We start from the raw sequence: 12,390 nt of genomic DNA, 5'->3' as shown, positions 1-12,390 counted from the left end.
TTTATCTTGTTTTTATTATGGTATTTTCTTTAATACAGAGTTACGCAAAAGTATTTCACTAAGAATACACAGGAGTAATATCAATGCAAATGGCTGATAATTTTCCTGTCTCTTACTAAATGCCTTAACGTTTAACTTGGTTTTTTCCAGCTTATCAATTTCCTGATAAACTTCTTTCAACTTAGAAGTACTTGTAGCACGGAAATATTTACCATCGGTAGTTGATGCTATCTGTGACAATGTTGATTCATCAAACTCAACAGGCATATTAATATACTGTACACCAGCAGCTGTTGGATAAGGATATGGAGCCATTCCATTTGTTCCTACACCAATAGTATAGACTCTGATACCAAAGCTTTTGGCTATTTCGGCAGCTGTTAATGGAGATATTTCACCTTTATTATTCGAGCCATCAGTCAATAAAATAATTACTTTGGATTTTGCTTTACTGTCCTTCAAACGAGTAACAGCATTAGCAATACCCATACCAATAGCGGTACCATCTTCAATCAATCCACATTTAATGTTCTGGAAAAGATTAAGTAAAACGGCATGATCTACTGTCAACGGACACTGAGTAAAGCTTTCGGCTGCAAAGAGTGTCAGACCGATATTATCATTAGGGCGACCGTTGATAAATTCTGTAGCAACTTCTTTCGCCGCTTCCAAACGGTTTGGCTTAAGATCTTCTGCCAGCATGGTAGATGAAATATCAATATCAAGCATGATATCAATACCTTCTGTCTCCGTATTTTTCCAGCTATTTGTGGTTTGCGGACGTGCAAGAATCAGCACCAACATTACAAAAGCAATAACCCTAAGAATAAAAGGCGCGTGAAGCAGATAAATCTTATAACTTTTAGGCGCATGAGCATATACCCTTGTATCGGAAACCTGAAGAGAAGCTTCATTTTTCCGTTGCTTTAGTATATACCACATGATATATGGTATAAGAAGTATCAGCAGAAATAAATAATGTATATTAGCAAATATCATTTTTCTATTGTTTTATATCACATTTATAAGAACATATCGGTAAGCCTCATAACAATATGTGCCAAAATGGCTAGTACAGAAGCGCTCAATATGACAATTCCAAAGATCAATAGAGTCTTTGCTCTGCGTGAACGTTTTTCTTCAACAGTAATTTCAGTTGGAACAGGCTTCTTATCAAGAGATTCTTCATCCTTTGTATCATTAATAAAAGCTATTGCATTCAACAAGTTAGAATCATTTTCATTCATCATTGGGTCGTGCTTAGCAAACTTAACAAGGTCTGCCGTTAAAAACAGCTCTTTTAAATCTCTGATGTCCTTAGCTTCAACTTCCATCAGCTTATCAATAATCTCTGAAGAGGTCATTTCCATCGCATTGAAACCGAAACGATCCTGAATGTATGTACGTAAAGTATCGGTCAATTCGGTATAATACTCTTTAGAGCGACCTTTCTGCCAAACTTTTTCTGTCTTTATACGCTCTATTTCCTTCATCGCCAACTGGTGAGGAGGAAGTTTTGGTTCAATCTTAATATGCTTGATAATAGGTTTATTATCTCTGTAACGGACAATAAAGTATATAATCAGGAACATTAATGGAATTGCCAATATTGAAAGGAATATCACTCCGGCCCAATCACTCCACATAAACGGCGGATTCATCACACCTTTTTGAGGAAAGAACTGATCAGGATGAGCCAAATCAACTTTTGGAGAGTATACTTTTAATGCAAGAGATTTTGATTTATAGACTTGCTTTCCTACCATAATACTGAAAGGCGGAATATAATAAAGCGCAGAGTCGAAAGAAGTTATAATGTATTTCTGAGTAATCAGTAAACGCTGATTATTGTTCAAAAACTGAGTATCGGGCTTTGCAACTTCAAGAACTTCTATTCCTTTTATCAGACTATCGGTGAAATGGGGGAAAACAGCTTTCTGTTTAGCATCAAGACTTACCTGCAGCTGAATTGTGGCTTGTTCTCCAATCATTATCTGCAATGAGTCAATTGTTGCATCGACAGTAACAGATTGAGCTGCAATCTTCTGCGGTGCAAAAGAGAACAACATTGAACAGCCCAGCGCAATTAAGAATTTTCTGCTTTTCAATAATGTGTAATTGCTCATTTCGTATTAATTTCTTTTAGCAAACAAGTTCAACAACGCTTTCACATAATCCTCGTCTGTACGAACAGAAACCGAGTCTACATTACTCTTTGTAAATGTTTCACTAAGAATATTCTGTTTCTTCATCCACCACTCCCTATGTGCTTTACGTAATGCAGCAGATGAAGTATCAATCCACTGTTCATGACCAGTTTCGGCGTCCTTCACTTTCATCAGACCAACCGATGGAAGTTCTGCCACTCGCCTGTCAAAAACCTGAATAGCTACCAAATCGTGTTTACGATTAGCAATCGTTAGAGCATTTTTAAAATCAGAGTTATCGATAAAATCGGATATAACGAATGCTGTACATCTTTTCTTGATTGCATTCGTAAGGTATTCCAGCCCCTTTTTAATGTTTGTTCTACGACTGGTTGCCTGAAAATCTATCAGCTCGCGAATTATAAACAGAATATGTTTCCTACCCTTCTTTGGAGGGATAAACTTTTCTATCTTGTCCGAGAAAAAGATTACACCAATTTTATCATTATTCTGAATGGCAGAAAAAGCAAGGGTGGCAGCTATTTCAGTTACCATATCTTTCTTCATCTGCTTCACAGTTCCAAATTCAAGACTACCCGACACATCAATAAGGAGCATAACAGTAAGCTCACGTTCTTCCTCAAACACTTTCACGTAAGGTTTGTGGAAACGTGCTGTTACATTCCAGTCAATATCACGGATATCATCGCCATACTGGTATTCACGTACCTCAGAGAATGCCATTCCTCGGCCTTTAAAAGCAGAATGATACTGCCCGGCAAAGATATTATTCGACAATCCCCGAGTTTTTATTTCAATATGACGAACTTTTTTTATAAGTTCATTAGCTTCCATACGACTAAGGCACCTCTACCTTATTAAGAATCTTGCTTACTATTTCGTCTGATGTAATATTACTTGCTTCGGCTTCATAAGTCAGTCCGATACGGTGACGAAGTACATCGTGAGCAATGGCACGAACGTCTTCAGGAATTACGTATCCACGTCTCTTAATGAAAGCATAAGTACGAGCTGCAAGTGCCAGATTTATTGAAGCACGTGGAGATCCACCGAAGCTGATCATTTCTTTAAGTTCGTTCAAACCGTACTTTTCTGGATAACGTGTAGCAAAAACTATATCAACAATATATCTTTCAATCTTTTCATCCAGATAAACATCGCGAACAACCTTTCTTGCCTCCATAATTTCGTCTGCACTAAGTATTGGCTTAACATCAAACTTAGTTCCGCTGATATTCTGACGGATAATTAGTTTTTCTTCTTCCTGCTTTGGATAGTCAATAACAACCTTCAGCATAAAACGGTCGACCTGTGCTTCGGGAAGCATATAAGTACCTTCCTGTTCTATTGGGTTCTGAGTTGCAAGTACCAGGAATGGTTCCGGAAGTTTAAAAGTAGTTTTGCCCAGGGTAACTTGTCTTTCCTGCATAGCTTCAAGCAGCGCACTCTGAACCTTTGCCGGAGCACGGTTAATTTCATCCGCTAATATGAAATTTGCAAAGATAGGACCTTTCTTTACAACGAAAGTTTCGTCTTTCTGACTATAAATCATGGTACCAACTACGTCGGCCGGCAATAAGTCGGGCGTAAATTGAACACGGCTATATTTTGCATCAATCAAGGAAGCCAGCGTTTTAATTGCCAATGTTTTTGCAAGTCCCGGTACACCTTCAAGAAGAACGTGTCCATCAGACAATAATCCAATCAACAAAGACTCTACTAAATGTTTTTGTCCTACAATTACCTGATCCATCCCCATCATGAGGTTGGTCACAAATGCGCTTTGTTTTTCAATCCGTGCATTCAACTCACGAATATCAATTGATTCGGCCATAATTTTTATAATACTTATTGTTTTTACTTTTATAAATAAAGAAAAAGACTTTTAGAAAAGGACTTTTCTTTTCGAGTTCCAAAAATACTCTTTATAATTTAGTACAGCAACTAAATTTTATTAAAAAAAGATGCATAATGTTTAGATTTTGGATGAAAGGGCAACAAAGTGATAAAACATAAGGTTTAAAAGAGATTCCCTTGTACAAAAGAATGAAATCTTTTGTACAAGGGAATAATTATTTTGTACAGAACATTGCATTCTTTTGTACAAGCATGCAATAACTTAATCTGTAGAAATTATTTCTTAGAACGTAAGTTCGGAATTTTCAGAACAGTTCCGGCAGGAACATTATCCTCATCCTTTATCACTTTCTGATTATGCTTCAAAATTAGTATCCATAAATCTTTGGAATTATAGAATTGTTGTGATATTCTCACTAACGATTCACCCTTTTTCACGGTATATGTACTCTTAGTTCCAGCAATTGTATAGTCATTCGGATTAAGTTTCTCGAGTACTTTCTTTTCTTTCGAATCTGTAGCTACAGCTTTTTCATTAGCTTTAACAGACTCTTTTACTGGAACAGGTTCTTTATCTTTCTTTTTAGATTCTGCCAGAACTTTTTCTGCTTCGGCAACAGCTCTTTTAGCTTCAGCTTCCGCATTCTTTGTCTCCGTATCAGTTAATCGGGCCATATCCTTTTTGTCTGCAGAAGGAATAGTATCAGGCATTTGCACAGCAACCTCCTTTTTCACCGGAACAGAATCAACTTTAGTTGAATCTATCGATGCTTTTTCAGTAGAAGCCGGAACCATACTCATTACAAAATCAGGATTGTATATATAAGTAAATACAGCTACCGCAAAAACTGAAAGAAAAGCAATCATAGCAACAAAATAGTAAATGGTCATTTTAGAATTCTGACTACTAGCTATAGCTTCTTGTTGCACTTTCTCAGCTTTGGCTTTTAGAATCAATTCTTCGATCAATGCGCCACTTTGTTTAGGAGCACTTTCTTCCTCAGCTTTCTCTGCAAGCGTTTCTTTGGGAGCAGACACCTCTTTAGGAACAAACGTCTCTGTTGAAGTAGGCACTTCTCTCGGTGCAATCACTTCTTTTTGAGCAGATTCCTCTTTTGAAACAAACGTCTCTTTTGGAGTCGGTTCTTCTTTTGGTATAACAGCCAACGATTCTTTTGATTTTACTATCAAATCCTCTTTAGCTGCTTCTGTATCATGAGATACAATTGCTTTCTTCTCCTTAGATTTTATCTCCAGAGCCTGAGAAATAAACTCCGCCAAAGTAGCAGGAGCCTGAGGTTTCTCTACAACTTCAGCATTTTCAGCCTTCGCAGGAACCTCTTCGTGCTTTCCTTTTAAAGGCACGATTTTCTCTAATACTGCAGCTATTACAGGTTCATCCTCTATATTTTCTTCTATTGCATCTGAGATTGCTTCTACTGATTGAATAGAAGATACTTCTTCATACACTTCTTTACTCAGGCCAGAAATATCTTTTGATTTAATCGGTTCTTTCTGCTGTATTTCAGTAGCTATCGTCTCTACACTCTCAGGAGATGTGGCAATTTCTTTATCTATTTCAGCAGACGATTTTGAAATTTCATCTTCTGTTACAATAGCTTCTTTTTCATTATCAGCATTTACAGATGAGATATTCTCTGAAGATGAACTATTCTCCTCTATTTCGTTAGTCGTTGTAGGTTGAACTTTTTCCGGTTCTTCTGATTGCATAGAAGAAGTAAGATCTTTACTTTCTCCATTATTAGAAGAAATCTCGTTTTCTTCATCAAAAGAAACACCGGTTTCATCTTCATTATCAGAGATTTCATCGGTAACACTCATACCTTCAAAATCGACACCTTCATTTAAAATAACCGTTTCAAAATGAGAAAAAGGCTTATTTATCTGATCGCGAAGGCTGGCTTCTGGCGTAAACGAAATCTTTGTATGTCCTTGTATTTGAAATCTCTCTCCAGTGTTTACATTTACACTTTCGCGACTATCAACATCTATCAGCTTGAAAGTACCAAAACCTTTAATCTTTACATACTTATCGGTTTCAAGTGCTTTTTCAATAAGAGCAAAAAATTCCTTTAGAAAGTTCTCAGCATCCTTCTTGCTTAGCCCTTTCTTTTCGGCAAATAAATCTATCAAATTCTGTATGTTTATTCTTTCACCCATAATCTCAAGATTTATTTAAACTTATCTTTAATTACATTGCTCGGTTTAAAGTTTATCACGAGCTTTGGTGGTACAAGCATTCGTTGTTTGGTAGCAGGATTTACTGATATTCGTTCTAATTTCTTTTTTACGTCGAACGTTCCAAATCCTTGAACAACAACAGTATTTCCTTCCTGCAATTGTTCTGACACAACAGAAACGGCAGAAGAAACCATGTCTGATATCTCTTTTGCCGAATAACCCAATCTACCGGATAATTCTGTGATAAATTCTTTATTGTTCAATGTTTTTCAGTTTTTTTAAAGCGACTGCTATATTAGTAAATATCTATTAATTAAGCAATTAAAATCCAATAAAAATACAATTATTTAATTACTTCTGCATAAAGATCAAAATCATCGGCATCGTTTATCTTAACTTGATAAAAATCTCCAATTTCAAGCTTTTCATCGCCTGCCAATATCAGAACTTCAGGATCTACTTCGGGAGAATCAAATTCTGTACGTCCGATATAATATTCACCTTCTTTTCGATCAATAATTACTTTAAAGCACTTTCCAATCTTAGAAGCACTCAGTTCGGCAGAAATTCCTTGTTGAATTTCCATCAATTCATCGAGTCTTTGCTGCTTAACTTCCTGAGGAATAGAATCTTCGTAATTATTAGCAGAATAGGTTCCCTCCTCTTCTGAGTATGTAAAAGCTCCCATTCTATCGAATCTTACATGCTTAACAAACTCTTTCAGTTCTTCAAAGTCTGCTTCAGTTTCTCCCGGATGCCCAACCATTAAAGTTGTGCGCAGGTGTATTCCTGGTACCTCTTTGCGGAATTGCTCCATTAAAGTATAGGTCTCAGCTTTAGTAACATGCCTTTTCATCATAGATAACACATTATCGCTAATGTGCTGTAAAGCAATATCCATATACTTACATACATTATCGCGTTCACGCATTACGCGGAATAAATCTGTAGGGAAATGAGCCGGATAAGCATAGTGAAGACGAATCCATTCTACACCCGGAATATCAGAAATCTTCTCGATTAATTCAGGAAGCATTTGTTTCTTGTAAAGATCAACACCATAGTATGTAAGCTCCTGAGCTATCACCTGGAATTCTTTAACTCCATTCCCAACAAGGTATCTAACCTCGTCAAGTATATCTTCCATGGTTCTTGATACATGGCATCCTGTAATAATAGGAATTGCACAATAAGAACATTTTCTGTCACAACCTTCGGATATCTTTAAATAGGCATAATGCTGAGGAGTAGTAAGCGAACGTTCTATATGAATGCGCTCATCATATACTTTCCCAAGATCCTGAAGCAGGTTCTTCCAGTCGAACTTACCATAAAACTTATCTACAGCAGGAATTTCAACTGCTAATTCTTTTAAATATCGTTCAGAAAGACATCCCATAACATACAGTTTCTTCAATCGTCCTTCTTCTTTCGCCTGAGCGAATTCCAATATCATGTTTATGGATTCCTCCTTGGCATCGCCAATAAACCCACATGTATTGATTACAGCAATCTCTCCTTCCGGCGATTCTGAATCATGTGTTACGCTATAACCATTCTTTTCCAGCTGGCGAATCAGCTGTTCAGAATCTACTAAATTTTTAGAACATCCAAGTGTAACTAAATCAATCGTATTTTTTCTCATTAATTATCTCCAAATAATGAATCAACAAATTCTTTTTTGCGGAAAACCTGCAAATCCTCCATTCCTTCACCTAACCCAATGTACTTAACCGGAATCTTAAACTGATCTGAAATACCAATTACAACACCACCTTTAGCAGTGCCATCAAGCTTAGTAATAGCCAGAGATGAAACTTCAGTAGCCAAAGTAAACTGTTTAGCTTGTTCAAAAGCATTTTGTCCGGTAGAGCCATCTAACACCAATAATACTTCATGAGGAGCATCTGGAACGACTTTCTTCATTACGTTCTTTATCTTGGTTAACTCATTCATTAAGTTTACTTTATTGTGTAAACGTCCGGCAGTATCAATAATAACCACATCAGCATTGTTAGCCACGGCAGAGTTTAAAGTGTCATAAGCAACAGAAGCAGGATCTGCTCCCATTTTTTGTTTAATTACCGGTACGCCAACTCTATCTCCCCAAATAACTAGCTGTTCTACCGCTGCTGCGCGGAAAGTATCTGCAGCTCCAAGATAAACAGACTTGCCAGCTTTTTTAAATTGATAAGCCATTTTACCAATCGTAGTTGTCTTACCAACTCCATTAACACCAACCACCATGATAACGTATGGCTTTTTATCTGTTGGTGTGGTAAAGTCCTCAAGATCCTCGGAATTATTTTCCATCAATAATGCGGCAATCTCTTCCTTAAGAATCTTATTTAATTCCTGTGCATTTACATATTTATCGGAAGCAGCTCTTGCTTCAATTCTTTTGATAATATTCAAGGTTGTTTCTACCCCAACATCCGAGGTTATTAAAACTTCTTCCAAATTATCCAGAACTTCATCATCTACTTTTGATTTTCCAGCTACAGCTCTAGCAATCTTACTAAAGACATTTTCTTTGGTTTTAGACAATCCCTTATCTAGAGTCTCTTTCTTTTCTTTGGAGAAAAAACTTAAAAATCCCATGTTGATTATAATTAGTAATATATTATGCTACAAAGATATAATAAATACACATGGCAGCAAAAAAAAACTTCCCCTCATTTTTGTGAATGAGAGGAAGTTTTTGTCTGTGCCACAAAGACAAAGACTATTATTTTTTGAAAAAGTCCTGAACTTTTTCATTAGGTACCATTTGTTCATCAAATACGTATGCTCCAGTTTTAGGAGATTTTACCATTTTGATAACCTTAGTATAAGAACGACCTTCTTTGGTTCCTTCGTGCAAACTTGCTACTGTTTTCTTTGCCATGGTTTATCTCTTATTTAATTTCTTTGTGAACTGTTACTTTCTTTAAAATTGGATTGTATTTCTTCAATTCAATTCTTTCTGTAGTATTTTTTCTATTCTTTGTAGTAATATAACGTGAAGTACCCGGCATACCACTGTCCTTGTGTTCTGTACACTCAAGAATAACCTGTACTCTATTACCTTTTGCTTTCTTTGCCATAAGTCAATTTCTCCTAAAATTAAGCAATTATTTTAATGCTTTTCCAATCACAAAACCCTTTAGAAACTGCATCGTTCAACGCTGCATCTAAACCTTTCTTATTAATAGTGCGTAAACCAGCAGCACTAATGCTTAAGCTAATCCAGCAATCTTGTTCTACATAGTAGAACTTCTTAGTAAACAAGTTCACATCAAATGTTCTTTTAGTTCTTCTTTTTGAGTGTGAAACATTGTTGCCAATCATGGCTTTCTTTCCGGTAATTTGACAAATCTTCGACATTTCTATCTTATTTTTATAGTTTTCTTACTAGTACTTTCCAAACAGGGCACAAAGTAAGTGAATTTATCAATATAAAACAAGTATTTTACGATTTAATTCACAATTAAACTGCAAATATTCTTCATTTTAGAAGTTTTTGGAGTAATAAAAGAGCATTGTTTGTTGCACGTTCCACATTCAGATCTCTCCCAAAATCAACAACTTGCTTCGAAGTCAGAATTGTTTTACCATGAGCAGCAGCAATCCAAACAGTTCCAACCGGCTTTTCCTCTGTTCCTCCATCAGGCCCGGCAACCCCTGATACAGCAACCGCACAGTCAGTTTTTAGCGCATTCATCGCACCTATTACCATTTCTTTTACAACTTCTTCGCTAACTGCTCCAAACTTTTCTAAAGTTTCATTGGAAACCTTAAGCAGTTCATGCTTAACTTCGTTGGCATATGCTACAATACTTCCTTTAAAATAAGCAGAGCATCCCGGAACTGATGTAATTTTTGCAGCAATATTCCCTCCGGTACAGCTTTCTGCTGTAGCGAAAGTCAGATTCTTATCCTTAAGCATCTCTCCAATAATCTCTTCTAACGGAGAATCATTTTCATCGAGTATATTCTCTCCCAGAATATCATAGAGCTTTGTCCCCTCTGCAAGTACTACAGCTCTTATTTCTTCTTCATTATCCCCTCTTCCGGTCAGCCGCAAACGAACAATACCCGATTTTGGTAAATAAGCAAGCTTAATAGACTCCGGCAAATTATTCTCCCAATCAGTCAAAGCAATGGCTAGAGCCGATTCGGGATAGTTTTTCACTGAATAGGTTTTATGAACGATAGCCTTCATTTCAAAGCGAGCGCAAAGTCTTGGAATAACTTCCTCAGTCATATTAAATTTCATTTCCTGAGGTACACCAGGCATAGAAACCAGAATCTTTCCGTCCTTTTCAAACCAACTAACAGAAGCCGTTCCTACTTTATTGTTTATTACCGTACAATCTTTAGGAACCAATGCCTGAGCCTGATTCAAAGGATTCAGTGTTATTCTGTTTGCCAGAATTCTTTTTATATTTTCAAAAACTTCTTCACTAAAAACAAGTTCCGTACCAAAGTATTTACATAGAGTATGTTTGGTTATATCATCTTTAGTTGGCCCCAATCCACCTGTCATTAAAACAACATCAGCCCTTTTCATCGCAGAATCTACAGCACCCGTAATTTCATCCTCTCTGTCTCTTACCGAAGTAACACGAATTACTTCAAATCCAACATTATTGAGTGCTTTTCCCATCCAGGCAGAGTTCGTATCAACAACCTGTCCAATAAGCAACTCGTCACCTACTGTAATAATTTCTACAAACATAGTTTTCGTCTTTTACATTGTTACCCTTGAAAAGGCTGGTAAATCCATCGGGCAAAAGTCTTTATCTAAATATTTATAATACCCTGTTATAGCAATCATTGCCGCATTATCAGTAGTGTAGCTAAATTTAGGAATATAAATCTTCCAGCCATATTTTTCAGCATGTTCGCGAAAAGAATTACGGAGTCCATTATTCGCAGATACTCCACCAGCGATTGCTACTTCTTTAATTTTATAATCCTTTGCAACCTTGCGAAGTTTACTCATCAGAATGTCAACAACTGTTGCTTCCAGAGAAGCTGCCAAATCATTTTTATGATGCTCTATAAAATCCGGATCTTCTTTCAGATAGTCACGTAAAGAGTACAAGAAAGAAGTCTTTAATCCACTAAAACTATAATCATAGCCCGGAATCTGAGGTTTATTAAATGCAAAAGCCTTTGGATTTCCCTGACGTGCCAATCTATCAATAATTGGTCCACCCGGATAACCTAATCCCATCACTTTAGAACATTTATCAATAGCTTCACCCGCAGCATCGTCAATTGTCTGACCAAGAACCGTCATATCATTGTATGCTTTTACCAGGATAATTTGAGAATTACCTCCGGAAACAAGTAAGCAAAGAAATGGAAAATTAGGATGTTCTGTAGCTTCATCTTTTTCTTTAATAAAATGAGCTAAAACATGCCCATTCAGGTGATTAACATCTACCATTGGAATATTTAAAGAACGGGCAAATCCTTTTGCAAAAGAAACTCCAACCAACAATGACCCCATCAAGCCTGGGCCACGCGTAAAGGCAACAGCACTCAGTTCTTCTTTGGTTATATTTGCTCTTTTCAAAGCTTCGTTAACTACAGGGACAATATTTTGTTGATGTGCTCTTGAAGCCAATTCGGGTACTACCCCGCCATACGATTCATGCACAGCCTGACTGGCTACAACATTCGACAACAATACTCCATCTTTGATAACTGCAGCAGAAGTATCATCACAAGATGATTCTATTCCTAATATAATTGTGCTCATATTTTCATAATCTTTTTGCAGTGCAAAAGTACAGTTTTAATTGCTATATTCAATACACCATTTATAAAAAAATTCAATACCCTTGAGAATTCCAAATTTACGCAAATAAAACCTGTCTATTTTACATAAACGATATTTTTACATTACTATGATTAATGAAAGATATAGTAAGAGTAGCTTATATCCTTTATTTATACATTCGGGTGAGTATCTTCGTTAGAACAGAAAACAGCCCAAAATAGTGAGGGTAGCCCCCAAAAGTGAGAGTGCAGTTAGGGATAAAAACACTACCATCACCTGCTTATGTATCAGATAATCAAATTATTGATTTAAAAAAGTGAGGGAGTGAAGGTAGCTTTTTATTTTTCTGTAGAACTGCAGAAATCTGAGCTCAGTAAACTCCGGCCGGAG

Annotated in this window: 12 protein-coding genes and 1 pseudogene; all 13 read right to left on the bottom strand. The window is 36.5% G+C overall.

Features of this window, described 5'->3' with window-relative positions:
- Positions 1 to 15: 15 nt before the first annotated feature.
- A complete protein-coding gene (locus BUC21_RS00620; protein WP_073398591.1) occupies positions 16 to 999 on the bottom strand; it encodes a vWA domain-containing protein in 984 nt (327 codons plus the stop codon).
- A gap of 23 nt (positions 1,000 to 1,022) precedes the next feature.
- Positions 1,023 to 2,069 (bottom strand): BatD family protein, encoded by a 1,047-nt coding sequence (locus tag BUC21_RS00615; RefSeq protein ID WP_073398807.1) that lies wholly within the window; start codon positions 2,067 to 2,069, stop codon positions 1,023 to 1,025.
- 63 nt (positions 2,070 to 2,132) lie between these two features.
- The gene (locus BUC21_RS00610) at positions 2,133 to 3,002 is read right to left on the bottom strand and encodes a DUF58 domain-containing protein (protein ID WP_073398590.1); all 870 of its coding nucleotides are present in this window, start codon (positions 3,000 to 3,002) and stop codon (positions 2,133 to 2,135) included.
- Positions 3,003 to 3,006: 4 nt separating this feature from the next.
- Entirely contained in the window at positions 3,007 to 4,002 is a 996-nt protein-coding gene (locus BUC21_RS00605; RefSeq protein ID WP_073398589.1) for an AAA family ATPase, read from the bottom strand.
- A gap of 1,876 nt (positions 4,003 to 5,878) precedes the next feature.
- Positions 5,879 to 6,206 (bottom strand): annotated as a pseudogene (locus BUC21_RS16735) (HU family DNA-binding protein); the annotation flags it as partial.
- Positions 6,207 to 6,217: 11 nt separating this feature from the next.
- Complete coding sequence (locus tag BUC21_RS00595) at positions 6,218 to 6,490, bottom strand: HU family DNA-binding protein (protein WP_073398587.1); 273 nt, start codon at positions 6,488 to 6,490, stop codon at positions 6,218 to 6,220.
- Between the two features lie 80 nt (positions 6,491 to 6,570).
- Positions 6,571 to 7,872 carry a 30S ribosomal protein S12 methylthiotransferase RimO gene (rimO, locus tag BUC21_RS00590; RefSeq protein WP_073398586.1) on the bottom strand — a complete coding sequence of 434 codons (1,302 nt, stop codon included), beginning with the start codon at positions 7,870 to 7,872 and terminating at the stop codon, positions 6,571 to 6,573.
- On the bottom strand, positions 7,872 to 8,828 hold the full coding sequence (gene ftsY / locus BUC21_RS00585) for a signal recognition particle-docking protein FtsY (protein ID WP_073398585.1): 957 nt from the start codon (positions 8,826 to 8,828) through the stop codon (positions 7,872 to 7,874). Before ftsY ends, rimO begins: the two co-directional genes overlap by 1 nt.
- 127 nt (positions 8,829 to 8,955) lie before the next feature.
- Positions 8,956 to 9,114 (bottom strand): DUF4295 domain-containing protein, encoded by a 159-nt coding sequence (locus tag BUC21_RS00580; RefSeq protein WP_073398584.1) that lies wholly within the window; start codon positions 9,112 to 9,114, stop codon positions 8,956 to 8,958.
- A 10-nt stretch (positions 9,115 to 9,124) separates the two neighbouring features.
- On the bottom strand, positions 9,125 to 9,313 hold the full coding sequence (gene rpmG / locus BUC21_RS00575) for a 50S ribosomal protein L33 (RefSeq protein ID WP_073398583.1): 189 nt from the start codon (positions 9,311 to 9,313) through the stop codon (positions 9,125 to 9,127).
- A 19-nt stretch (positions 9,314 to 9,332) separates the two neighbouring features.
- Positions 9,333 to 9,593, bottom strand: coding sequence for a 50S ribosomal protein L28 (rpmB, locus tag BUC21_RS00570; protein ID WP_073398582.1), 261 nt, complete (start codon positions 9,591 to 9,593; stop codon positions 9,333 to 9,335).
- Between the two features lie 121 nt (positions 9,594 to 9,714).
- Positions 9,715 to 10,947, bottom strand: coding sequence for a CinA family nicotinamide mononucleotide deamidase-related protein (locus BUC21_RS00565; protein ID WP_073398581.1), 1,233 nt, complete (start codon positions 10,945 to 10,947; stop codon positions 9,715 to 9,717).
- A gap of 12 nt (positions 10,948 to 10,959) precedes the next feature.
- Positions 10,960 to 11,979 (bottom strand): tRNA (adenosine(37)-N6)-threonylcarbamoyltransferase complex transferase subunit TsaD, encoded by a 1,020-nt coding sequence (gene tsaD, locus BUC21_RS00560; protein WP_073398580.1) that lies wholly within the window; start codon positions 11,977 to 11,979, stop codon positions 10,960 to 10,962.
- Positions 11,980 to 12,390: the final 411 nt, after the last annotated feature.

This window comes from Bacteroides luti (assembly GCF_900128905.1).
GTDB lineage: Bacteria > Bacteroidota > Bacteroidia > Bacteroidales > Bacteroidaceae > Bacteroides > Bacteroides luti.
This window is presented reverse-complemented; position numbering and strand designations above follow the sequence as displayed.